The organism is Clostridium porci (assembly GCF_009696375.1).
Classification (GTDB): Bacteria; Bacillota; Clostridia; order Lachnospirales; family Lachnospiraceae; genus Enterocloster; species Enterocloster porci.
The window spans coordinates 143,152-166,799 of sequence record NZ_VUMD01000004.1 but is presented as its reverse complement, the minus strand read 5'-3'; the positions used below and the strand labels follow the sequence as shown (position 1 = coordinate 166,799).

The window sequence follows — 23,648 nt, the reverse complement described above, 5'->3', positions numbered from 1 at the left end:
AGATGTGATGATGACAGAAGAGAAATGGATGCTCTATGCAAAAAAGGCAAATTTTGAAGAGATCGGCAGAACATTTGGAATCAGTCCGGTGACTGCAAGGATTATACGGAACCGGGGACTTGAGGCCAAAGAGGATATTGGACGATATCTTAAGGGAACTGTGAAGGAACTTTATAATCCCCATCTGCTGCCGGATATGGATTTAGCTGCGGAGCTTTTGCAGCTTAAGATTACCCAGAGAAAGGCGATACGGATTGTGGGAGATTATGATATTGACGGAGTGTGTTCCACGTATCTGCTTTACAGGGGACTGAACCGCGTTGGGGCCAGTGTGGATTATGTGATTCCCGAACGGATTAAAGATGGTTATGGTATCAATGAGCAGATCATAGAGGCTGCGGCTAAGGAAGGGGTTGACACAATTCTCACCTGTGATAACGGAATTGCGGCTATCCAGCAGATTGCCAGGGCCAAGGAGCTGGGTATGGCTGTGATTGTAACGGATCATCATGACATACAGGTGGCGGAGGATGAGAGCGGAGCGTCCTGGGAACTTCTCCCTCCTGCCGACGCGATTATAAATCCCAAGCGAAGGGAAAGCTGCTATCCCTTTCCCGATATATGCGGCGGGCTGGTGGCCTATAAGCTAGTACAAGTGCTTTATGAGATATTCAAAGTTCCAGAGCAGGAATGGCTGGAGCTTCTGGAGTTTGCGGCTATTGCCACAGTGGGGGATGTGATGCAGCTTCAGGATGAGAACCGGATTGTTGTGAAGGAAGGGCTGAAGCGTCTGGGAAGAACTTCCAATATAGGCCTTCGCAAGCTGATTGAAAAGAATCATCTTATGGCTGATGAGATCAGGGCCTATCATATTGGCTTTGTAATCGGACCGTGTCTCAATGCCAGCGGGCGGCTTATGACAGCCAGGCTTGCATTGTCCTTGCTGCTATGCCAGGATGAGGGGGAGGCAGACCAGCTGGCAGGGGAACTGAAAGAGTTGAATGATAAAAGAAAGGATATGACTCTGGAGGGGATCGAACAGGCTTCTGCATTGGTAGAGGAGTGTTACAAAGACGATCTGGTGTTGGTTGTGTTCCTTCCCAGCTGCCATGAGTCCTTGGCAGGAATTGTGGCCGGCCGCCTTAGAGAACGGTATCATAAGCCTTCTATGGTTCTTACCAGATCAGAGGACTGCGTGAAGGGATCAGGACGTTCCATTGAGGCTTACCATATGTTTCATGCGCTGGTGGAGGTAAAGGATTTGCTTCTAAAATTTGGAGGTCATCCTATGGCAGCCGGATTTTCTCTGGCAGAGAAGGATGTGGAGCAGTTCCGCAGCCGTCTTAACGCTAATGCGGCAGGGCAGCTGACTGCGGAGGACTTTATACCCAGGGTTTGGATTGACGCGGCGATGCCCTTTGAATACATAACAGAGCCTTTTATAAAGGAGCTGGAGCTGTTGGAGCCTTACGGCCAGGGCAATGAAAAGCCTCAGTTTGCACAAAAGGGTTTGTGGATTCGAAGAGCTCAGGTTCTGGGACGCAGCAGGAACGTAGTGCGTCTGAGCTTGATTAATGATCGGGGTATGCCTATGAACGCTGTAGTCTTTACAGAGGGAGATTTATTTATGAAGGAGAAGGGAGACGCAAGGCAGATGGATGTGATTTATTATCCTGCGTTAAATGAATACAATGGAAATCGGGAGCTTCAAATAATTGTAAAGTGCTGGAGGTTTCATTAAACGTTTAAATATAACAATAGCAGACTGTGGAAAATTAAAAACGGCTGCTACTACGAGGGGTACACAGCATTTAAAAAGGAAGAGCTGTTAGAGACTTTATTGTCAAGAAAACCAATGTGGCAGTTACAGAAAAACAGGCATCAACCCTTTGATTGATGCCTGTTTTTCCCCTGTAATGCCGAATAATCGTGATACTGGAAGTACCTTCCGATTAACACTTGGCATTTCACGGTTGGTTTTCCGCATTTGAGCCGAAAATATCCGTCTGAATGTATTCTCTTTTGAATTAGTTCTGAGCGGCCTCAGTAGATGCCTCAGCGTCAGCAGCCTCAGTAGATGCCTCAGAACCAGCAGCCTCAGTAGACTCCTCGGCGTCAGCAGCCTCAGTAGACTCCTCTGTCTCAACAACTTCTGTAGTAGATTCCTCTGTCTCAACAGCCTCGGTAGATTCCTCAGCAGTAGTCTCGGTGGATGCCTCCACTGTGGTCTCAACAGCTGTAGTAGACTCTGTCTTGCTGCCGGAACCGCCGCAGGCAGTTAAGCTTCCTGCGATCATTGCTGCTGTCATAAGGGCTGTCATTGTCTTTGCGATAGATTTCTTCATAATAGTTCTCCTCTCCTTTGAAAGCCTCTTGCTGTGGCTTTCTTTCCTTACTTTTTAGGAACAAACATGATGATATCCCATAAATATGAATAAAATATGAACAAATAATGAAGAAAATCATATATTTGTGAACGAAACAATAATAAATTTATCGACAAACTATAAACAATCAAAAAATCAAAGATGCGCTGTGATTGCTTGCATTTTGCGATTATATAAGGTATAATCAGCAAAAAAGCAGTCATATGAGGGAGGTAAAGTAAGGAATGGGCAGGACTATGGTGAATGAGGTAATGAATTTTATTACTGACTATGACAAAGAGGTGGGCGATGCCATTCAGGCTGAGCTTGGGCGTCAGAGGCAGAATCTGGAACTAATCGCATCTGAGAATATCGTATCAGAGCCGGTTATGATGGCAATGGGAACCGTACTTACCAACAAGTATGCGGAGGGCTACTCAGGCAAGCGCTACTACGGCGGCTGCCAATGTGTGGATGTGGTAGAAACCATAGCCATTGAGCGGGCCAAAAAGTTATTTGGCTGTGATTATGCCAATGTTCAGCCTCATTCAGGCGCTCAGGCTAATATGGCAGTATTTATAGCAATGCTTCAGCCAGGAGATACTGTCATGGGCATGAATTTAAATCACGGAGGACATCTGACCCATGGAAGCCCGGTTAATTTTTCCGGCCTTTACTTTCATATTGTGCCATACGGAGTAAATGATCAGGGCTATATTGATTATGAAGAACTGGAGAGGATTGCCCTGGAATCCAAGCCTAAGATGATCATAGCAGGGGCCAGCGCCTATGCAAGAACGATTGATTTTAAACGATTTCGTGAAATTGCTGACAAGGTGGGGGCTTATCTCATGGTAGATATGGCTCACATTGCAGGCCTGGTTGCGGCAGGCGAGCATCCAAGCCCAATTCCTTATGCAGATGTTGTGACTACGACTACACACAAGACCTTAAGAGGACCAAGAGGCGGCCTGATTTTGGCTAATAAGGAAGCAGCAGAGAAGTTCAACTTTAATAAGGCTATCTTTCCGGGAACCCAGGGCGGTCCGCTGGAGCATGTGATTGCAGCTAAGGCTGTATGCTTTGGAGAGGCTCTCAAGCCGGAGTTTAAGACATACCAGCATCAGGTAGTAGCCAATGCAAAGGCGCTGGCAGAGGCGCTGAAGGCTCAGGGCTTTAAGCTGCTGACAGACGGTACGGACAATCATCTGATGCTAGTAGATCTCAGGGGGCTGGAGGTATCTGGCAAGGAGCTGCAGAACCGCTGTGACGAGGTGTATATTACATTGAATAAAAATACCGTTCCTAATGATCCAAGGAGTCCTTTTGTGACCTCTGGAGTTCGCGTCGGAACTCCGGCTGTCACCACCAGAGGCTTAAAGGGAGAGGATATGTTAAAGATTGCGGAGTGTATCTGGCTGGCGGCTACTAATTTTAGCGGCAGGGCGGATTATATCAGAAGCGAAGTTACCAAACTGTGCGAAAGGTATCCTATTTACAAGTAGGTATTTTCAGAAACAGGTCAACAAGGATAAAAAGCTGCGCCTGAGAAGATTCAGGCGCAGCTTTTATGCGTTTTTGTTCAAATAGACGAATGGTTGTCAAAACTGCTATCAGGCTTTATGGAAGCCCTGCTATAGCTGTTAGCAAGGGCTTTTAAAAGGAACTCAGGCAGTTTTTGTATCCTGCTCCTTTTCCGTCATATCTTTTTTTAAATTCTTCTGGGCTGTGGAAAGCATCAACTTAATCCGGTTCAGTTGGTTTACCTCGCTGGCTCCCGGATCATAATCTACTGCAATAATATTAGACTGAGGATAATTCCGCCGCAGCTCCTTTATTACTCCTTTACCCACAATATGGTTAGGCAGACATCCAAAGGGCTGTGCGCATATAATATTATTCACTCCGCTATGTATAAGCTCCATCATTTCGCCTGTCAGAAACCACCCTTCTCCGGTCTGATTGCCAAGAGAGACAAAATCCTTAGCCATGTCAGCTAACTCGCTGATAGAAGAAGGCGGCGTAAAATGCTCACTTGCAATCAGCTCCTTTCTGGCTTCCTTACGGAAGTATTCCAACAGGGCAATGCCTGCGTTACATAATCTTGCAGTGGATTTCTTCGTCCCCAGATGGTCCGCCTTAAAGTTGGTATTGTAAAAGCTGTAAAGAAGGAAATCCATTAAGTCAGGCATCACTGCCTCAGCTCCCTCAGCCTCCAATAGCTCTACCACATGGTTGTTGGCAAGGGGAGAAAATTTAACCAGAATTTCACCTACGATTCCTACCTTTGGCTTCTGAAGCTCCAGCCTGGGAAGACGGTCGAAGTCCCGGATAATCCCTCGCAGATTGCGGTTAAATTCCATCATAGCCGCATTCTTTTTAGACAGGGAGGCGATACATCTTGCCTTCCATTTTTCATGAAGGGCATTGGCGCTGCCTGGCTCTGCTTCATAGGGACGTGTAGCATAGAGCACACGCATAAACACATCTCCGTACACGATGGCCTGCATTGCCTTGGTTATCATAGGAATGGAAAAGCTGAAGCCTGGATTGGTTTCCATTCCGTTTACATTTACAGAGACTACTGGAACCTGAGGCAGCCCAGCCTTCTCCAGAGCCCTGCGGATAAAGCCTACATAGTTGGAGGCCCGGCAGCCCCCTCCTGTCTGTGACATAAGAACCGCCGTACGGTTCAAATCATACTTGCCGGAAAGCAGAGCCTCCATAATCTGACCGATAACGATCAGAGAAGGATAGCAGGCGTCATTGTTTACATATTGGAGCCCTACATCGACTGCGCTGCGGTTATGATTTTGAAGCACCTCAATTTTATACCCAAAGGAGCGGATCGCAGGCTCCAGAAGATCAAAGTGGATAGGTGACATCTGCGGACAGAGAAGGGTGTAATCCTTTTTCATTTCCTTTGTGAAAACAGCCCGGTTATAAGCGCTAGACACAATGTGGCGATGGTAATGCTTCTGATCTCTTACACGGAGGGCAGCAATCAGAGAACGGATACGAATACGGGCCGCTCCCAGATTATTTACCTCATCAATCTTAAGAACCGTATAAATTTTGCCGGATCGGGTCAGGATATCTGATACCTGGTCGGTGGTTACAGCGTCCAGTCCGCAGCCAAAGGAATTAAGCTGAATCAAATCCAGATTATCCTGGGTTTTTACAAAGGAAGCCGCCTTATAGAGTCTGGAATGGTACATCCATTGGTCAGTTACAACCAGGGGCCGTTCTACCTGGGCTAAATGGGAAACGGAATCCTCGGTGAGTACAGCAAAGCCATAGGAGGTAATCAAATCAGGAATCCCGTGGTGAATTTCGGCGTCCACATGATATGGACGGCCTGCCAGCACAATCCCCCGTTTGTTATGCTCCTTCATCCAGTCCAGAGCCTCCTCGCCCTTTTTCTTCATATCTTCCCGGGAAGCTAAGAGCTCCTGCCATGCCATATGGGCCGCCCTCCGGATCTCAGACGCGGGAATTTTGGCCTCCTTTGTAAATAGTTTGATCAATGTATCGGTAAGAATCCGCTCATTGGTAAAGGCCATAAATGGATTCATGAAGGTTACTTGCTCTTCCTCCAGGGCCTCTACATTATTCTTGATGTTCTCTGCATAGGAGGTAACCATCGGACAGTTGTAGTGGTTGCCTGCGTCTGGACTTTCGTTGCGCTCGTAAGGAATACAGGGATAGAAGATAAGCTTCACACCCTGCTTAATCAGCCACGCTACGTGGCCGTGTACCAGCTTGGCAGGATAACATTCCGATTCACTGGGGATGGATTCAATACCCAGCTCATAAATCTGCCTGGAGGACTGTGGAGACAGAACCACATGGTAGCGCAGCTGTTGAAAGAATACCGCCCAAAAAGGGAAGTTCTCATACATATTTAAAACTCTGGGTATTCCCACAGTACCCCGATCCGCCTGATCCAGAGGCAGAGGCGTGTAGTCGAACATCCGGTGAAACTTGTAGTCAAAGAGGTTTGGAATCTCTTTTTTTGCCTTTTCCAGTCCCAGTCCCCGTTCGCACCGGTTGCCGGACACGAAACGGCGCCCGCTTCCAAATTGGTTAATGGTCAGAACACAGTGATTGTTGCAGCCCTTGCACCGGGTCATAGAGGTGCTGTATTTCAGGGCGATTATTTTTTCCAGAGGCAGCATGGAGGTTTTGGCCTCACCGTTCATATGATACCGCTCTCTGGCAATCAGAGCCGCGCCGAAGGCTCCCATGATGCCGGCTATATCGGGCCGGACAGCCTGGCAGCCAGATATTTTCTCAAAGCTTCTGAGGACGGCGTTGTTGTAGAAGGTTCCTCCCTGAACCACTACATGGCTGCCAAGATCCGAGGGATTTGTAAGTTTAATTACCTTAAATAAAGCATTTTTAATGACAGAGTAAGCCAGACCTGCGGAAATGTCGGCTACCGTAGCCCCTTCCTTTTGAGCCTGCTTTACATTGGAATTCATAAATACGGTACAGCGGGTGCCAAGATCCGTTGGATTTTTGGCAAAAAGGGCTTCCCTGGCAAAATCCTCCACACTGTAGTTCAGGCTTTTGGCAAAGGTTTCAATGAAGGAGCCGCAGCCTGAGGAACAGGCTTCATTTAACTGAACGCTGTCTACCGTGCCTTCCTTTATTTTAATGCATTTCATATCCTGCCCGCCGATGTCCAGGATACAGTCCACCTCGGGCTCAAAGAATGAAGCCGCATAGTAGTGGGAGATGGTTTCCACCTCCCCCTCGTCCAGCATCAGGGCGGCCTTTAAGAGGGCTTCCCCATAGCCGGTGGAACAGGAGTAGGCTATATGCGCGTGTTCAGGGAGCTGTGACTGGATTTCCTCAATGGCTCTTATGGCTGTGGCAAGGGGGCTTCCGCTGTTGCTGTCATAGAACCGGTATAGCAGGGTTCCGTCCTCAGCTACCACAGCTACCTTGGTGGTAGTGGAGCCTGCGTCAATTCCCAGGTAACAGTTTCCCTCATAGGAAGCAAGAACGCCGGATTTCACACGGCTTACAGAGTGACGGGCAGAGAAGGCTTCAAAATCAGCCTCGTCCCGAAAGAGGGGCTCCATGCGTTTCACCTCAAAATCCATCTGGATTCCGGAAGAAAGCGTTTTAATCATATCCTCTAATGCTGCCGCACTCTGATGTTCCTTAGGATTCATGGCAGCTCCTACCGCAGCGAACAGATGGGAATGCTCAGGCGCGATAATCTGCTGGGGCGACAGGTGGAGGGTTCGTACAAATGCAGCCCGAAGCTCCGGTAAAAAGTGGAGAGGACCTCCCAGAAAAGCTACATTTCCACGGATAGGCTTACCGCAGGCTAAGCCGCTGATGGTCTGATTTACCACTGCCTGGAAGATGGAAGCGGCAAGATCCTCCCTGGTTGCGCCTTCATTAATGAGGGGCTGAATATCGGATTTCGCAAATACGCCGCATCTGGCTGCGATTGGATAGATCGCATTGTAATGCTTTGCGTATTCGTTCAGGCCGGCTGCGTCAGTTTGAAGCAGGGCGGCCATTTGGTCTATGAAGGAGCCGGTGCCGCCTGCGCAGATTCCATTCATCCTCTGATCAATACCGCCGGTGAAGTAAATGATCTTGGCATCCTCGCCGCCCAGTTCAATGGCTACGTCAGTTTGGGGCGCGTAGTCCTGAAGGGAGGAAGCCACGGCTACCACCTCCTGGACAAAGGGGGCCTTCAGATGGGAGGATAAGGTAAGGCCGCCGGAACCGGTGACAACGGGGATAACAGATACAGGACCTGTCTGGACAATGGCTTTTTTTAAAAGTCCTGCCAGAGTTTCCTGAATATTGGCATAATGGCGCTCATAATCGGAAAAAATGATCGTATGCTCGCTGTTTAATAAAGCAATTTTAACGGTTGTGGAACCAATATCAATTCCAAGTGTTAGGGTAGTATGTACATTCATATACCTGGGATTGTACCCTGACCTCCTTTGTAACTGACAGACTGATGATCCGCCAAGTTATTTTTTTTCCATCATAGTATAGTTTTATAGTAAAAACTGTGATTTATGCAACATTCTCGATGAGGCGTTACAGGAGCCCCTCCAAAGTTTAGCATAAATTAGGTAGGAATACAATTAGTCCGAAGTGTTAAAAAAACGTGAAAATTTTAGACATGGTCTATTTTATTTGACAAACGGCTGGCCAGTCACTATAATTGACTAAGTAAAATCAAAATGGGGGAGAGTTGGCATGATACGGATTTTTAAGACCGAAGATGGTTCGATGCACGAAAAAGAAGAGATGCAGCCTGGCTGCTGGATTGCGTTAACAAACCCTACAGCTTCGGAAATTATGGAGATTGCAGATGCCTATAATATAGAAGCCGGCCACCTCAAGGCTCCTTTGGATGAGGAGGAGCGTTCCCGTATTGAGGTGGAGGATGAGTATACGCTGGTTCTGGTGGACATCCCTTCCATCGAGGAGCGAAGCGGCAAGGACTGGTTTGTGACTATCCCTATGGCTATTATCATGACCAATGAGGTGCTGATTACGGTCTGCCTGGAGGAAACACCGGTTCTCACCTCCTTTATGGACGGACGTGTGAGAGATTTTCACACCTTTATGAAGACACGGTTTATTCTGCAGATTCTTTATAAAAATGCCACACAATATCTGCAGTATCTGCGGATTATTGATAAGAAGAGCGAGGTGATAGAGCGCAAGCTCCACCAGTCTCAGAAAAATGAGGAACTGATTGAGCTTTTGGAGCTGGAGAAATCCCTGGTTTATTTCACCACCTCCCTTCGCTCCAATGAGGTAGTTTTAGAGAAGCTTTTGAGAACAGAGAAAATAAAGAAATATCCAGAGGATACCGATCTGCTGGAAGACGTAATCGTAGAGAATAAGCAGGCCATTGAGATGGCTAATATTTACAGCGGTATCCTTAGCGGCACTATGGACGCCTTCGCTTCGGTTATTTCCAATAATCTGAACATTGTGATGAAATTCCTAGCGACGGTTACAATCGTTATGTCCATTCCTACCATGGTAGCAAGCTTTTACGGAATGAATGTCAGCTCCAGGGGAATGCCCTTTGCGGATAGTCCTTATGGTTTTGTGATTGTACTGGGTTTTGCCTTGGCCCTGTCCCTGCTGGTAGCGTATATTTTTAATAAGAAGGATTTATTCTGAATCCTATGCCAAGGCTAAGGATATTGCATAGAAGGAGTATACATGAATTTTTTAAAAAAACTTGAGAAAAAGCTGGGTCCCTACGCAGTCAGCGGAATCATTAATTATGTTATTGGAATGCAGATTCTGGGGATTGTGCTGTATCTGCTTGTGCCGGAGTTTGTGCTTGACTATCTGATACTGAATCCCATTGCTATTATGAGGGGGCAGATATGGAGAATATTCACATTTTTTATATTTCCCCCTGCCTTTACCGACGGAACGCCTATGAGCTTTGTGCTTCTTAATGCGCTGGCTCTGTACTGCATCCGCATGTTCGGAATGATTGTAGAGCAGGTTTGGGGGAAATTCCGGTTTAACTGCTACATTGTTCTGGGCGTGATCCTGAATGTAGCTGTTTCCCTGATCGCTTACAAGCTATTCGGCTTATTCCTTTGGCTTACGCCTATCTATCTGGTGTATTCCTTTTTCTTTGTATTTGCCTTAATGTTCCCGGATACTCAGGTGCTTCTGATGCTGGTGCTGCCTATCAAGGCGAAATGGCTGGCGGTGGGAGAGGCGGTTCTCTATATCTACGGTTATGTGAATGGCGGCCTTAATACCAGAGCGGAGATCCTGGTATGTCTGGTGCACATGATGCTCTTTTTTGCCTGGATGACGCTGGCAGGCGACACGAATTACAAGCAGAAAAAGCGTCAAAAGGAGTTTCAGAGAAAAATTAAGCCAATGGCTGCCGCGAAGACGATTCACAGATGCGCAGTCTGCGGGCGTACCGGCCAGGATAGTCCGGGCATGGAATTTCGGTTCTGTTCAAAATGTGAAGGCAGCTATGAATACTGCATGGATCATTTGTACACCCATACGCATGTGAAAGGGCCGGACTCTGAAAAGAGGTAGACTTACCGGCATTTCCTATAGCTTTATACATCACAGTCATTTGTTTATGGAGGAACAAAATGAAAAAAACCAAGATTATTTGTACCATGGGGCCCAATACCAACGATAAGACGCTTCTTATGGAGCTGGCTAAAAACGGTATGGATGTAGCCCGCTTTAACTTTTCTCACGGAGACTATGAAGAGCATCTGGGACGGCTGGAGCTTTTGAAGGAAGTGAGAAAGGAGCTGGGTATACCGGTTGCGGCCCTGCTGGATACCAAGGGACCGGAGATTCGCACTGGACAGCTGAAGGATGGGAAGAAGGTGATCCTAAAAGAGGGGCAGACCTATACCCTGACCACCAGAGATCTGATTGGAGACGATACCATTGGACATATTAATTACGATGGCCTGAATGAGGATGTGGCGCCGGGCAATAAGATACTGATTGATGACGGACTGATTGAACTGGATGTTGTGGAAGTGAAGGGAACGGAGATTGTCTGTGCGGTTGTCAATGGAGGCGAGCTGGGAGAGAAAAAAGGCGTTAACGTGCCCAATGTTAAAATTAAGCTTCCGGCGCTCACTGATAAGGACAAGGAGGATATCCGCTTTGGTGTAAAGCATGGCTTTGACTTTATTGCTGCTTCCTTTGTGCGGACAGCAGACTGCATACGGGAAATTAAGACAATGCTTGAGAAGCAGGGCTCCAGCATGAAGGTCATTGCCAAAATTGAGAATGCAGAGGGTATCGAAAACCTGGATGAGATTATCGAGGTAGCGGACGGAATCATGGTTGCCAGAGGCGATATGGGTGTGGAGATTCCGGCCGAGAAGGTTCCTCATATTCAGAAAAAGATTATCCGTAAATGTAATGAAAGCTGCAAAACAGTGATTACTGCTACACAGATGCTGGACTCTATGATCCGAAATCCAAGGCCAACCAGAGCTGAGGTTACGGATGTAGCCAATGCCATCTATGACGGTACAGACGCGGTTATGCTTTCCGGTGAGACAGCCATGGGCAAGTATCCGGTTGAGGCTCTTAAGATGATGGCCTCCATTGCCAAGGAAACAGAGTCCCATCTGGACTATGCGGCTTACCGGTTGAGGAAGGTAAGTGAAGAGAATATGAAGAATATTTCCAACGCTGTTTGCTTTGCTTCTGTATCTACCTGCTATAACCTGGAGGCGGATGTGGTGATCGCTCCGTCTATTACCGGCTTTACCACCCAGATGCTCTCTAAGTGGAGACCGGGGGCGAGAATTATCGGCATGTCTCCAAGCATGGCTACGGTACGCCAGATGCAGCTGCAATGGGGCGTTGTGCCTGTATGGTCAAGAAGAGCCGAGTCTACGGACGAGCTGATTGAAAACTCGGTGGAGGAGTTAAAGAAGAGAGGCTTTGTAGCGGCTGGAGAGCTAGCTGTCATAACGGCTGGAGTAGTAACCTATGCAAGGCGCCATGAGGCGGCCACACAGACAAATATCATGCGGGTTATCAATATCGAATAAAGAAAAAATACTGGACAAAGAAGTCTGCCAGGGAGTACAATAATCCGCAAGGATAGATGGACTCCCCGACAGGCTTTTATATCTTAACACGTAAGAAGGAAAAGGAGAGAGCGCAGTGGACAAGAAACCATTTGTAACATTGGAGAAACTAAGAGAGATTGAAAGGACATATCCAACACCCTTCCATCTTTATGATGAAAAGGGGATTCGGGAAAATGCCGTCAGGCTGAAGCAGGCGTTTGCCTGGAATAAAGGATTTAAGGAGTATTTCGCGGTTAAGGCTACGCCAAATCCCTTTCTGCTTAAGATTTTTAAGGAGATGGGCTGTGGAACAGACTGTTCCTCAATGACGGAGCTAATGATGTCTAAGGCTTGTGGATTTAAGGGCCATGATATTATGTTTTCCTCCAATGACACACCTCTGGAGGAATTTGCCTATGCCGAAAAGCTTGGGGCTATCATCAATCTGGATGACATCACCCATATTGAGTGCCTGGAGCAGACCCTTGGCTATATCCCTGAGACGATCAGCTGCCGGTTTAATCCGGGGGGACTTTTTAAGATAAGCAATGACATCATGGATAATCCGGGCGAATCTAAGTATGGACTTACGACGGAGCAGATGTTTGAGGCATTTCAGCTGTTAAAGGCAAAGGGAGCTAAGAGCTTTGGAATTCATTCCTTTCTGGCCAGCAATACAGTGACCAACGAGTATTATCCTATGCTGGCTAAGCTTCTGTTTGAGCTGGCTGTGAAGCTGAAGGAGGAGACAGGAGTTCACATTACCTTTGTTAATTTGTCAGGAGGGATTGGCATACCTTACTGCCCCGATCAGGAGCCTAATGATATTACGGCCATTGGGGAGGGAGTCCGCAGAGCCTATGAGGAGGTGCTGGTTCCGGCTGGTATGGATGACGTGGCTATCTATACGGAGCTTGGCCGCTTTATGATGGGGCCTTACGGCGCTCTTATTACCAAGGCCATACATGAGAAGCATACCTACAAGGAGTATGTGGGAGTGGACGCCTGCGCTGTCAATCTTATGCGTCCCGCCATGTATGGGGCATATCATCACATTACTGTTATGGGAAAGGAGGATGCGCCCTGTGATCATATGTATGATGTGACAGGTTCCCTGTGTGAGAACAATGACAAGTTTGCCATTGACAGAATGCTGCCTGAGGTGGAGAAAGGCGACCTTCTTTTTATCCATGATACAGGAGCCCATGGATATGCGATGGGATATAATTATAATGGAAAGCTAAAGTCAGCCGAGCTTTTACTGAAGGAGGATGGTTCGGTGGAGCTGATCCGCCGGGCGGAAACCCCCAGGGATTATTTTGCTACCTTTGATTTTTGCGATATACTAAAGGCTTTTGATGAAAGAGGCTAAAAATAGGACGCTGTCATAAAATGTGCTCCAAGGGGCAGAGGCCCGCTGGGTTAGCTGGTTCTATGTATCCTGTGTATGTAACCAAAGAAAGGACGCGGAGCCGGCAATGAGGAGGATAGGAATATGGATAAAATAGGCTTTATCGGAATGGGAAATATGGGAGGCGCGATTCTGGAAGGACTTTTAAAGATATACGCTCCTGAACGAATGGTATTCACAGATGTACTTAAGGATAAGCGGGAGGAAGTTACGGAAAAGACAGGAGTGCCCCACACTGCTACCAACAGGGAATGTGCACAGCAGGCAAAATTTTTAATTTTAGCTGTAAAGCCCCAGTACTTTACCCCAGTATTTGAGGATATCCGTCAGGTTCTTACTCAGGATCAGGTCATTATTTCTCTGGCTCCCGGCATATCCATTGCAACCATTACAGAACGGCTGGGGGGAAATGTAAGGGTGGTTCGTGTGATGCCCAATACGCCGGCTTTGTTAGGCGAGGGAATGACAGGTGTGTCCTATGATCCAGCTGTCTATACAGCGGAGGAGAAGGCCGGGATTGAGGCTATCTTTACCTCCTGCGGACGTATAGAGCTAGTGGAGGAAGGACTGATGGATGCGGTGTGCTGCGTCAGCGGAAGCTCCCCTGCCTATGTTTACATGTTTATTGAAGCTTTGGCTGACAGTGGTGTGAAGTACGGCCTTCCAAGAAGGGCTGCCTACACCATGGCTGCCCAGACAGTCCTTGGCAGCGCGAAGATGATTTTGGAGACAGGAAAGCATCCGGGCCAGCTAAAGGATGAGGTATGCTCTCCCGGAGGCACTACCATTGCAGGTGTGTCTGCGCTGGAGGAGCACGGATTCAGGAACGCGGTGATAAAGGCCGCAGATGCCTGCTGGGAGAAGGCCAGAGGGATGAAATAAAGGTATGTAATATAGAAAGCGGGGACTTTGGAGATGGAAAATAAAGTTGAACATGAGCGTATTCCGGTTGTCCGCCTGGACAGGCAGCTTAAATATCAGGGAAATATTCTGAAGATCTATGAGGATACGGTACTGGCCAACGGTCATGAGGCAAAGTGGGATTTTATCCATCATGACGGGGCTGCCGCTGTGCTTCCTGTGGCAGAGGATGGGAGGATTCTGATGGTGCGCCAGTACCGCAATGCTCTGGATCGTTTTACGCTGGAGATTCCGGCAGGAAAGCTGGATGCTCCTGGAGAGCCTAAGGTGGAGTGTGCCTACCGGGAGCTAGAGGAGGAAACAGGCTACCGGGTAGATTCCCCAAAGCATTTGGAGTATCTGATGAGTCTTACGACAACCGTTGCTTTCTGCGACGAGGCTATTGACATTTTTGTGGCCCATCATCTGCAGCCCTCCCGCCAGCATCTGGACGAGGATGAGGTTATCGACGTAGTTCCCTGTGAGCTGGAGGATTTAGAGAATATGATCTATACAGGAAGGATCACAGATGGCAAGACCATTGCCGCCATTATGGCTTATGCCAGGAAGTACCGCTCGTCAGATAAGGCGGACGATCTGGTATAAAAGTCCTGCTCCCGGCATAGAGTAGTGAAAAGAATCAGAGGCTGGGACAGGAAGAGGTGAAGGATGGTGGTTAGGCAGTTAAGGCTGGTATTCAGGAGGCTGACTTATGATGACTGGCTGCTGGCTTGCTTTGCCTTGGGTGTTTTGACCGGGACAGGAGCTGCCCTAGCTTTTGGAGGGCCTGTGGTGCAGGGCAGTATCCTGGGAGCGGCCCAAACGGCAGGACAATCCCGGTGTACGGGAGTGGGGATATTTTTGTCTGTGTGGAGGCAGAGAGCCCTGGAAACCGGGGCCGGCTGGCTGGCTGGACTTACTGTGTGCAGTCAGCTGCTTTACGGCGTTCTCACCTTCTACTGCGGAATGTCGGTGGCTGTGGTGTTGTCGGTGCTTACCATGCGAAAAGGAATGCTGGGAATTGGGGCCTTTCTCGGCGCAGTTTTGCCTCAGGGAATTCTGTACCTGATGGTGTGGTATGTACTGTCCCGGTGGGCCGGGCCGGGACCTAAGAGACTTCATATACTGCCGGGAATACTTCTGCTGCTGATTGCCGGAGCCGGGGCTTGCCTGGAGATATATCTGATGCCTGTGGTGTGGGGGATGGTTTAAGCTTACACGCCGGGGAAGGAATTGGCCTGTGAAAAAAGACTGGGGTGACTTAAGGATCATGTGGCTTGTGTTTGCGTTGGGATCGGCTGTGTTTGGGGGCCTTACCGCGGTTCTATCCAAGATTGGTATTAGGGATGTGGATGCTTCTGTAGCGACCGCTATCCGCACAGCGGTGGTTTTAATATTTTCATGGTTCATGGCTTTGCTGACAGGAGGATTTAAAACCATAGGGGCTATCAGCGGGAGCTCTCTTTGTTTTCTTGTTCTGTCAGGCTTGGCTACAGGGGCGTCCTGGCTGTTTTACTTCCGGGCTTTGCAGCTGGGAGATGTAAATAAGGTGGCTCCCATTGACAAATCCAGCGTCGTACTGACAATGCTTCTGGCATGCCTGATACTGGGGGAAGAGCTGGGAGGGCTGAAGGTTTTCTGCATGATATTAATTGGAGCCGGAACCTGGATGATGATTCAGAGGAAGGAAGGGGAACCGGAAGGCAGGGAGGGAAGCCGGTGGCTGATAGCGGCATTGCTATCGGCTGTTTTTGCGAGCCTGACCTCTATTTTGGGAAAGATAGGAATTGAAGGGGTAGAATCGAATCTGGGAACAGCCCTCCGTACCTGTGTGGTTTTTTTGATGGCATGGCTGATGGTATTTCTTCGGGGAAGCCAGTACAGCCTCAAAAAGCTGCAAGGGAGGTGTTGGCTTTTTTTGATTCTATCCGGATTTGCCACGGGAGGTTCTTGGCTGTGCTATTACAGAGCGCTCCAGGAAGGGCCTGCCAGCATTGTGGCGCCCATTGATAAGCTGAGCATTCTAGTCACTATATTCTTTTCCCGGCTGCTTTTAAGAGAGCGGTTGACGAAAGCATCGCTTTACGGCCTTGCTTTGCTAACGGCAGGCACTTTTCTTTTGCTTTTATAGCCTTTGGCCAGGTATTGGAATGTAAATTTTCTCAATAAGTTTACAACATGTTGGTTGAAGCTTACCTCCCCCTCCAACATGTTGTATGTTTTATGTTAAGTAGATAGAAAAGTGGCATAAAGTGGGAAAAATATGTTTGATTTTATAAGAAAATGTGGCTATAATGATAGTCAGCACAGGAATTTTGCGTGATTTTTGTAAGTAATGGGTTAGGGGTATTGAAGCATATGACGTCGGAAATAAAAAACTTTGTAAACTACCTGCGGGATGTGAAAAAGACTTCCAGAAATACGGAAGTCTCTTACCAGAGGGATTTGACGCAGCTGGCAGCGTTTTTGGAGGAAAAGGGGATTACCGAGGTTGGAAAGATCACAAGGACCAGCCTCAACTCTTATATCCTTTTTTTGGAAAAGGAAGGGAAGGCGACAACTACCATTTCAAGAGAGCTGGCTTCCATCAAAGCATTTTTTCATTTCCTCTTCCGGGAAGGAAGGATACGCAGAGATCCGGCGGAGTTTTTAAAGGCGCCTAAGATTGAAAAGAAAGCGCCGGTTATTTTGACCGTTAATGAGGTGAATGCTCTTCTGGAGCAGCCAATGAATGGTTCGCCTAAGGAAATTCGGGACAAGGCCATGCTGGAGCTTTTATACGCTACGGGAATCCGTGTGTCGGAGCTCATTGGACTTTCCATGAATGATTTGAATCTGCAGGTAGGCTACATTACCTGCCGGGACGGCCAAAAGGAGCGGATGGTGCCTTTTGGGAGAAACGCAAAGCAGGCTATGGTACGGTATTTGGATCAGGGACGTGAGGCTCTTTTAAAAGGAAAGGAGTCGGAGTGGCTTTTTACCAACTGCAACGGAAGGGCCATGAGCAGACAGGGCTTTTGGAAGATTATTAAGTGTTATGGGGCGAAAGCAGGCATAGAGGCGGATATAACTCCCCACACCCTGCGCCATTCCTTCGCGGCTCATCTGCTCCGGGGCGGGGCGGACATTCATGCGGTCCAGGCGATGCTGGGACACTCCGACGCAGCTACGACTCAGATGTACGCGGCCTATTCGGACAGTACAGTCAGGGAGGCTTACCGGGATGCTTTCATGAGAAAAAAAGCCTGACAGAGAACTGAATTGTAAATCCCCGAAGGGCTGCTGCTCTTCGGGGATTGGCCTGCTCTACAGGCGATTTTTTTCGCTTACATAGGATAAAAGCTGTCTGGCATAGGTATCGGCACAGTCTGTATCGGACAAAAGCTCCGGGGAATACTGGGTATAGGTCAGGGAAGCTTTATAGTCCTCCCGCAGGGCCGGGGCCCATAGAGAGCCGAATTGGGGAAGGAAAAGCCCCTGCTTTCTGGTATAGCAGGTTTTGGCAGTGGCTTTCCTCCGTGCGTTTTTGTCTACATAGGCTCCTACGCTTTTATGGATAGCGGCATCCTCCAGGGGCAGGTAGTAATAGTCCTTGTAGTTGGGATAGAAATACTTAAGCTCTCCCTGATACAGGGCAATGTTGCAGGTTAGGGTATCCTGATGAAGCTCCAGGCTTACCGGATAGCAGTCATATGACAGCTGCACCGGGACAGTATATGGACTTTTCCATACCAGATTTAAAAATGCACAGTCAGTTCCCTGGTTATTTTCACAGGAGCAGGCCTGCTGGGAGAGCAGGGAGAAGGGCGACTCCATCAGATCCGGGTAGCTTAAGATTGGCAGAATGGAGGGCATTCCCCTTAAATCGTCCTCATTGTGAAGAATGAGAAGATCATACAGGAGGGTTTGGCGGGTCATAAGATATTCTCTGTAAACGTCGATAAGCTGGCCTCCGGAATATTTATCCTCCCGGCTGACGCCCAGAAATGCTTCAATGGATTTCTGCTTCATGTTCTCAAGCCCCAGAAGCTTCCGGTAGGGCTTTATTTTTTTGTAGAGATCCAGACTTGTGATTTTGTCAAAATTATAGTTTAGCCCAAGGTGTTTGCAGCGTTTTAAGAGATAGGGAATGTCAAATCCGTCCCCGTTAAAATGCACCAGTACCTTGAACCTCTCCATAAAGGTAAAAAAGGCTTCCAAAAGCTGGCCTTCACTGTCCCTTGTATCCGCAAACCACTGGATCAGCTTCCAGCCAAAGCCGTCGTGATAGGTGCAGCCGATAAGGTAAAGCTGTGAGGTATCGCCAGAAAAGCCAGTGGTTTCGATATCAAAGAACAGCAGCTCCTTTAAGGGGCCGATGCGTTCCAGGGGATATGTATCTGGTAAATCAACCGGGCGCTTAATGGTTATCATAAGACAGGGCTCCTTTGTTATTCCTCTATATCCGTTAGTTTACCGTAATTTGCCTCCGAATGCAAGGGGAGAACAGAATATTTGTTCGTTATCTCTTGCATTGAATAAAGGGGTATGATATGATGAAGGGCAGGAAATGATAAGGAAAGAGAATGGGGAAAAACCATGATTTCTTATATAAAGGGGCCCTTAGTGGCTGTAAATGAGGATACAATCGTAGTAGAGGCAGGAGGGGTGGGGCTGTCTGTTCATGTGCCGGTTTCCCTCCTTCCGGAGCTTCCGGATCTGGGGACGGAGGTGACAGTTCATACATATTTTCAGGTGAGGGAGGACGCTATGACCCTGTACGGTTTCCTGCACAGGCAAGACAGGGATATGTTCAAACAGCTCATCGGAGTGAACGGCATTGGTCCAAAGGGAGCTTTGGGGATTCTCTCGGCACTGAGTCCCGATGCCTTGAGGCTTGCCATTGTCAGCGAGGATGTGAAGGCTCTGTCCAAGTCTCCGGGGATCGGCGCTAAGACTGCCCAGAGGCTGATTCTGGATTTGAAGGACAGGATACCCATGGAGGGGGTGCTGGCGAAGCTGGCGGATGCACCGGGAGAGGGAGCTGTATCGCCCGGCGGGGCGTTGGCCTTGGAGCTGGCGGAGGCTGCAAAGGAGGCGGTTCAGGCATTGGTCGCTTTGGGCTATTCCAATATGGAGGCGGTCAGAGCTGTGAAGCAGGTGGAGGTTTCGGAGGGGATGACTGCGGAGGATGTCCTGAAGGCGTCGCTAAAGTATTTGTCCTTTTTATAAATGATGCCGTTGCTGCAGGGGAAGAGCGGGGCAAATGGATGGATGGTTGAGGTATTTATGGAACGCAGAATTATAACAACGGAAGCTACAGATGAGGATGTGCGTATTGAGACGACGCTGAGGCCTCAGCGGCTTGCCGATTATGTAGGCCAGGAAAAGCTTAAGTCTACGCTGAACGTATATATAGAAGCGGCTAAAAAACGGGGGGAGGCTCTGGATCACGTGCTTTTTTACGGGCCTCCGGGACTGGGAAAGACTACCCTGGCAGGTATTATTGCCAATGAAATGGGAACCAGCATGAAGGTAACCAGCGGCCCGGCCATCGAAAAGCCGGGGGAAATGGCGGCAATACTTAATGGGCTCCAGGAGGGGGATGTGCTTTTTGTGGATGAGATTCACCGCCTGAACCGTCAGGTGGAGGAGGTACTGTATCCGGCTATGGAGGACTTTGCCATTGATATTATGCTGGGAAAGGATTCGACAGCCAGATCCATCCGTCTGGAACTTCCTCATTTTACGCTGGTAGGGGCCACTACCAGAGCCGGGCTTCTGACGGCGCCTCTCAGAGATCGGTTCGGAGTGGTTCAGAGGCTGGAATTTTATACGCCTCAGGAACTGGGCAGGATTATCCTTCACTCAGCCAGAATTTTAAATGTGGAGATTGAGGAGACGGGAGCCCTAGAGCTTGCAAGGCGTTCCAGAGGAACGCCCCGTCTGGCAAACCGGCTGTTAAAGAGGGTCCGGGACTTTGCCCAGGTTAAGTATGAGGGTGTTATTACAAAAGAAGTGACGGATTTTGCTCTGGATATAATGGATGTGGACAAGCTGGGACTGGACCAGAACGACAGGAATATCCTGTTGATGATTATAGAGAAATTCTCCGGCGGACCGGTGGGGCTTGATACGTTGGCTGCGGCTCTGGGAGAGGATTCCGGTACTCTGGAGGATGTATACGAGCCGTATCTTCTGATGAACGGACTGATTAACCGGACACCCAGAGGGCGCACCGCAACAGAGACAGCCTACAGGCATCTGGGGCTTGAGCTGTGACGGTCTGCTTAAAATCTTGTATGCAGAGGGGTTGAGGGTTTGGTCTGATTATGGTATCATTGATGAAAGGTAACCCAAAAAGCCCGTTTTGAAAGCAGGAGACATAGATGGAAGCGAAGAACTATACGCAGGTGTTAATAGATGGAAAGATATATACCTTAGGGGGCAGCGAGGATGAAGGCTATCTTCAGAAGACAGCCAGCTATGTAAATGAGAAAAAAGCCCAGATGCGCAAGGTGCCGGGGTACACGAAGCAGAACGCCGATTACCAGACGGTAATGATGGAGCTGAACCTTGCCGACGATTATTTCAAGGCTGTGGAGCGTGCAGGCGGTATGGAACGCCAGAAAAAGGAGCTGGAGAAGGAAACCTACAGTTTAAAGCATGAGCTGGTCAGCTCCCAGATGAAGCTGGAGGCAGTGCTTAAGGATTTAGAGGAACGCCAGAGAGAGCTGGAGAAACTTTCCAGAAGGTGCGCACAGCTGGAGGGAGAGCTAAAGGAAGTCAGACAGCAAACAGACAGGGGTCAAAGGGAGAGGGAGGCAGCTGCCTCCAGAGTGCAGATAAGGGCAACAGAGGAAATAACGAAGACCCTTGAGGTAGAGCAGACAGAAATGTCAGATACGCAAGATGAAACGTTACAGACGAAGGACAGCATAGAGCAGGGGGCAGAGAAGGAAGTCCTTCCAGAGACAGCCTGCACCTTAGAGGGTACAGAGGCTGCGGAAGAAGAGCTGGCGCAGAAGGCTTTGCAGGCAGCCAGAAAGGCTGCCGGACGCAAAGGCGGGCGCAGATAAAAGAACAAGGGGGATGTCTCATGAATCAACGTGAGGCATCCTTTGTTTCAGAAAGGTCAAAGTATGATGGAGAAAAAACAGGTAGAAATACTGGCTCCAGCCGGTTCCTGGGACAGCATGAAGGCGGCGGTGGCGGCCGGAGCCGACGCGGTTTATATGGGAGGCAGCCGGTTTGGGGCTAGAGCCTACGCAGATAACGCAGATGAAAAAGAGCTGGTGGAGGCCATTGATTACGTACATCTACATGGGCGCAAACTGTATATGACCGTGAATACCCTTTTTAAAGAACGGGAGCTAAAGGATCTGGCAGAATACATGAGGCCTTACTATTTGGCGGGTCTGGACGGAGCCATTGTCCAGGATCTGGGGGCACTGCAGGAGCTAAAGACTAAATTTCCGGGCCTGGAGCTTCATGCCAGCACCCAGATGACCATTACCAGCTTATATGGGGCCAGGATGATGAAGGAGCTTGGATGCAGCCGGATCGTGACTGCGAGGGAAATGTCTCTGGCTGAAATCCGGAGGCTTCACGACGCAGTAGATGTGGAGATCGAAAGCTTTGTTCATGGCGCACTGTGCTATTGCTATTCCGGTCAATGTTTGATGAGCAGTCTGATCGGAGGAAGAAGCGCAAACCGGGGGCGCTGCGCCCAGCCCTGCCGCCTGCCCTATACGGTGTATGAGAGAAGCCAGCCCCAGAAGCCTTTAAATCAGAAACATGAACGGCATGTACTGAGCATGAAGGATTTATGTACTCTGGATCTTCTGCCGGATATAATAGAAGCAGGCGTCTATTCTCTTAAGATTGAGGGAAGGATGAAACGTTCACGCTACACAGCCGGAGTCGTCCGTATCTACCGCAAATATACGGATCTCTATCTGGAACAGGGCAGAGAGGGCTATTATGTAGAACCGGAGGACAGGAAGGAGCTTTTAGAACTCTTTGACAGAGGCGGTTTTACCTCTGGGTACTACCACGCTCATAACGGGCGTGAAATGCTGGCTTTAAGGGCAAAGCCGGAGTTTCGGGAGGGAAACCCCAGGCTTTTTAGCTTTCTGGATCAAACCTATGTGGAGGCGGAGCTTAAGGAGCCGGTTGAGGGTTACATTACCCTGGAGCAGGGACTTCCCGCCAGACTGACCTTACGATCAGGCAAAAGGGGGGTGGCTGTGGAGGGACAGGCCCCTAAAGCAGCCTTAAAGCAGCCGATCACACGGGAAACAGTGGAAAGGCAGCTTAAGAAAACAGGGGGGACACCCTTTACTCTTACCCGTCTGACTACAGATATAAAGGGGGAGCTGTTTCTTCCGGTTCAAGCGTTAAACGAGCTGAGAAGAAAGGGATTTGAGGCCCTACAAGAGAAGGTACTGGAGCCTTGCAGGAGAAATATAAAGGGATACCCAGCTACGGAATGGGCGGAGACGGACAGAAAGCAGAAGAGCAGGAGGGGAAACGGAGCAAAGCCAAAGCCTTCTGTATCCTTGGCGCTCCAGATGTCCGTATCTCTGGAGGATCTTGCACAGCTTCCTCCAGCTCTGGCCTGCAAAGAAGCGGCGGCTATCTATATTGACGCGGGAGCCTTCCCTCCCGAAAGCTGGAAGGAAACAGCAGGCCGCTGCCATAAAAGGGATAAAAGCTGCTACCTTATGTTGCCTCAGATTTTCAGGGAGCATGCTATCAGGTATTTCAAAACCAATAAGGCGCTGCTGAATGAGGCTGGTTTTGATGGAGTGATTATAAAAGCTCTGGAGGAAGTGCAGTGGCTTAGGGAGGCAGGGGTACAGCTTCCCTTCAAGCTGGACGCATCTGTCTACGGATGGAATACCAGAGCAGTAGGAGTCCTGGCTCAAACCGGGGCGAAGTCCCTTACTTTGCCTTTGGAGCTGAATGTCAGGGAGCTGGAGCCTGTCCTGTCTGCTTGTTCTGATTTTGGAATACCGGCTGAACTGATGGTTTATGGCCATGCTCCTATGATGGTGTCAGCTCAGTGTATTACCCGGACATCAGAAGGCTGCTGTCAAAAGCCGGGAAGCCTGATGCTAAAGGATCGGACGGGTGCTTTTCTTCCTGTAAAAAACCACTGTGCTTTCTGCTATAATACCATTTATAATCCCTCCCCTACCTCTCTGCTGGGGTATGAAATGGAGGTGAAGGCCCTTGGCGTGTATGGAATCCGTCTGGCATTTACGCTGGAGGACGCAACGCAGGCAGAGGCTGTTCTGGACGCTTTTTCAAGGGCATTTTTCTATGGGGAGACAGTGAAGGTTCCTTACAGGGAGTTTACCAGGGGACATTTTAAACGTGGAGTGGAGTAAT

Annotated in this window: 18 protein-coding genes; 15 read left to right on the top strand and 3 right to left on the bottom strand. The window is 48.8% G+C overall.

Annotated elements, in window-relative coordinates:
• Positions 1-10: 10 nt before the first annotated feature.
• Positions 11-1,741 carry a single-stranded-DNA-specific exonuclease RecJ gene (recJ, locus tag FYJ39_RS05930; protein WP_154471693.1) on the top strand — a complete coding sequence of 577 codons (1,731 nt, stop codon included), beginning with the start codon at positions 11-13 and terminating at the stop codon, positions 1,739-1,741.
• Between the two features lie 286 nt (positions 1,742-2,027).
• Here the strand turns inward: recJ and FYJ39_RS05925 are convergent, their stop codons facing one another.
• Positions 2,028-2,345 carry a hypothetical protein gene (locus FYJ39_RS05925; protein ID WP_154471614.1) on the bottom strand — a complete coding sequence of 106 codons (318 nt, stop codon included), beginning with the start codon at positions 2,343-2,345 and terminating at the stop codon, positions 2,028-2,030.
• A 278-nt stretch (positions 2,346-2,623) separates the two neighbouring features.
• Between FYJ39_RS05925 and glyA the strand changes: the two genes are divergently transcribed.
• Positions 2,624-3,871: a serine hydroxymethyltransferase gene (gene glyA / locus FYJ39_RS05920; RefSeq protein WP_154471692.1), complete on the top strand. Its 1,248-nt coding sequence runs from the start codon at positions 2,624-2,626 to the stop codon at positions 3,869-3,871.
• Positions 3,872-4,033: 162 nt separating this feature from the next.
• Here glyA and FYJ39_RS05915 read toward each other — a convergent pair whose 3' ends face one another.
• The gene (locus tag FYJ39_RS05915; RefSeq protein ID WP_154471613.1) at positions 4,034-8,317 is read right to left on the bottom strand and encodes a 2-hydroxyacyl-CoA dehydratase; all 4,284 of its coding nucleotides are present in this window, start codon (positions 8,315-8,317) and stop codon (positions 4,034-4,036) included.
• 289 nt (positions 8,318-8,606) lie between these two features.
• Here FYJ39_RS05915 and FYJ39_RS05910 point away from each other — a divergent pair, with 289 nt between their 5' ends.
• The 9 genes from FYJ39_RS05910 to xerD all read left to right on the top strand — a co-directional run bounded on the left by FYJ39_RS05910 (position 8,607) and on the right by xerD (position 17,522).
• On the top strand, positions 8,607-9,548 hold the full coding sequence (locus tag FYJ39_RS05910; protein ID WP_154471612.1) for a magnesium transporter CorA family protein: 942 nt from the start codon (positions 8,607-8,609) through the stop codon (positions 9,546-9,548).
• 42 nt (positions 9,549-9,590) lie between these two features.
• Entirely contained in the window at positions 9,591-10,445 is an 855-nt protein-coding gene (locus FYJ39_RS05905) for a hypothetical protein (RefSeq protein ID WP_154471611.1), read from the top strand.
• A 59-nt stretch (positions 10,446-10,504) separates the two neighbouring features.
• Positions 10,505-11,941, top strand: a complete 1,437-nt coding sequence (gene pyk, locus FYJ39_RS05900) for a pyruvate kinase (protein WP_154471610.1) — start codon at positions 10,505-10,507, stop codon at positions 11,939-11,941.
• A 115-nt stretch (positions 11,942-12,056) separates the two neighbouring features.
• Positions 12,057-13,334, top strand: coding sequence for a diaminopimelate decarboxylase (locus tag FYJ39_RS05895; RefSeq protein ID WP_328597524.1), 1,278 nt, complete (start codon positions 12,057-12,059; stop codon positions 13,332-13,334).
• A gap of 123 nt (positions 13,335-13,457) precedes the next feature.
• Complete coding sequence (gene proC / locus FYJ39_RS05890) at positions 13,458-14,255, top strand: pyrroline-5-carboxylate reductase (protein ID WP_154471609.1); 798 nt, start codon at positions 13,458-13,460, stop codon at positions 14,253-14,255.
• 33 nt (positions 14,256-14,288) lie between these two features.
• The gene (locus FYJ39_RS05885) at positions 14,289-14,879 is read left to right on the top strand and encodes an NUDIX hydrolase (RefSeq protein ID WP_154471608.1); all 591 of its coding nucleotides are present in this window, start codon (positions 14,289-14,291) and stop codon (positions 14,877-14,879) included.
• 63 nt (positions 14,880-14,942) lie between these two features.
• Positions 14,943-15,485 (top strand): hypothetical protein, encoded by a 543-nt coding sequence (locus FYJ39_RS05880; protein ID WP_154471607.1) that lies wholly within the window; start codon positions 14,943-14,945, stop codon positions 15,483-15,485.
• A 58-nt stretch (positions 15,486-15,543) separates the two neighbouring features.
• Positions 15,544-16,404, top strand: a complete 861-nt coding sequence (locus FYJ39_RS05875) for an EamA family transporter (protein ID WP_154471690.1) — start codon at positions 15,544-15,546, stop codon at positions 16,402-16,404.
• A 227-nt stretch (positions 16,405-16,631) separates the two neighbouring features.
• A complete protein-coding gene (gene xerD / locus FYJ39_RS05870) occupies positions 16,632-17,522 on the top strand; it encodes a site-specific tyrosine recombinase XerD (RefSeq protein ID WP_154471606.1) in 891 nt (296 codons plus the stop codon).
• A gap of 57 nt (positions 17,523-17,579) precedes the next feature.
• On the opposite strand, the gene FYJ39_RS05865 is transcribed toward xerD, so the two are convergent.
• A complete protein-coding gene (locus tag FYJ39_RS05865; protein ID WP_154471605.1) occupies positions 17,580-18,686 on the bottom strand; it encodes a ribonuclease H-like domain-containing protein in 1,107 nt (368 codons plus the stop codon).
• A gap of 165 nt (positions 18,687-18,851) precedes the next feature.
• On the opposite strand from FYJ39_RS05865, the gene ruvA reads away from it, so the two are divergent.
• The 4 genes from ruvA (at position 18,852) to FYJ39_RS05845 (ending at position 23,647) form a co-directional block, all read left to right on the top strand.
• Complete coding sequence (gene ruvA / locus FYJ39_RS05860; protein ID WP_154471604.1) at positions 18,852-19,484, top strand: Holliday junction branch migration protein RuvA; 633 nt, start codon at positions 18,852-18,854, stop codon at positions 19,482-19,484.
• 57 nt (positions 19,485-19,541) lie between these two features.
• Complete coding sequence (gene ruvB / locus FYJ39_RS05855; protein WP_154471603.1) at positions 19,542-20,534, top strand: Holliday junction branch migration DNA helicase RuvB; 993 nt, start codon at positions 19,542-19,544, stop codon at positions 20,532-20,534.
• Between the two features lie 107 nt (positions 20,535-20,641).
• Positions 20,642-21,331 (top strand): cell division protein ZapA, encoded by a 690-nt coding sequence (gene zapA / locus FYJ39_RS05850; protein WP_154471602.1) that lies wholly within the window; start codon positions 20,642-20,644, stop codon positions 21,329-21,331.
• A 63-nt stretch (positions 21,332-21,394) separates the two neighbouring features.
• Positions 21,395-23,647 (top strand): U32 family peptidase, encoded by a 2,253-nt coding sequence (locus FYJ39_RS05845; RefSeq protein ID WP_407923831.1) that lies wholly within the window; start codon positions 21,395-21,397, stop codon positions 23,645-23,647.
• The last annotated feature ends 1 nt before the right edge of the window (position 23,648 follow it).

Coding starts and splice junctions, on each gene's coding strand:
- recJ (WP_154471693.1), top strand. CDS start 11: ATGACAGAAGAGAAATGGATGCTCTATGCAAAAAAGGCAAATTTTGAA.
- FYJ39_RS05925 (WP_154471614.1), bottom strand. CDS start 2,345: ATGAAGAAATCTATCGCAAAGACAATGACAGCCCTTATGACAGCAGCA.
- glyA (WP_154471692.1), top strand. CDS start 2,624: ATGGTGAATGAGGTAATGAATTTTATTACTGACTATGACAAAGAGGTG.
- FYJ39_RS05915 (WP_154471613.1), bottom strand. CDS start 8,317: ATGAATGTACATACTACCCTAACACTTGGAATTGATATTGGTTCCACA.
- FYJ39_RS05910 (WP_154471612.1), top strand. CDS start 8,607: ATGATACGGATTTTTAAGACCGAAGATGGTTCGATGCACGAAAAAGAA.
- FYJ39_RS05905 (WP_154471611.1), top strand. CDS start 9,591: ATGAATTTTTTAAAAAAACTTGAGAAAAAGCTGGGTCCCTACGCAGTC.
- pyk (WP_154471610.1), top strand. CDS start 10,505: ATGAAAAAAACCAAGATTATTTGTACCATGGGGCCCAATACCAACGAT.
- proC (WP_154471609.1), top strand. CDS start 13,458: ATGGATAAAATAGGCTTTATCGGAATGGGAAATATGGGAGGCGCGATT.
- FYJ39_RS05885 (WP_154471608.1), top strand. CDS start 14,289: ATGGAAAATAAAGTTGAACATGAGCGTATTCCGGTTGTCCGCCTGGAC.
- FYJ39_RS05880 (WP_154471607.1), top strand. CDS start 14,943: ATGGTGGTTAGGCAGTTAAGGCTGGTATTCAGGAGGCTGACTTATGAT.
- FYJ39_RS05875 (WP_154471690.1), top strand. CDS start 15,544: ATGTGGCTTGTGTTTGCGTTGGGATCGGCTGTGTTTGGGGGCCTTACC.
- xerD (WP_154471606.1), top strand. CDS start 16,632: ATGACGTCGGAAATAAAAAACTTTGTAAACTACCTGCGGGATGTGAAA.
- FYJ39_RS05865 (WP_154471605.1), bottom strand. CDS start 18,686: ATGATAACCATTAAGCGCCCGGTTGATTTACCAGATACATATCCCCTG.
- ruvA (WP_154471604.1), top strand. CDS start 18,852: ATGATTTCTTATATAAAGGGGCCCTTAGTGGCTGTAAATGAGGATACA.
- ruvB (WP_154471603.1), top strand. CDS start 19,542: ATGGAACGCAGAATTATAACAACGGAAGCTACAGATGAGGATGTGCGT.
- zapA (WP_154471602.1), top strand. CDS start 20,642: ATGGAAGCGAAGAACTATACGCAGGTGTTAATAGATGGAAAGATATAT.
- FYJ39_RS05845 (WP_407923831.1), top strand. CDS start 21,395: ATGATGGAGAAAAAACAGGTAGAAATACTGGCTCCAGCCGGTTCCTGG.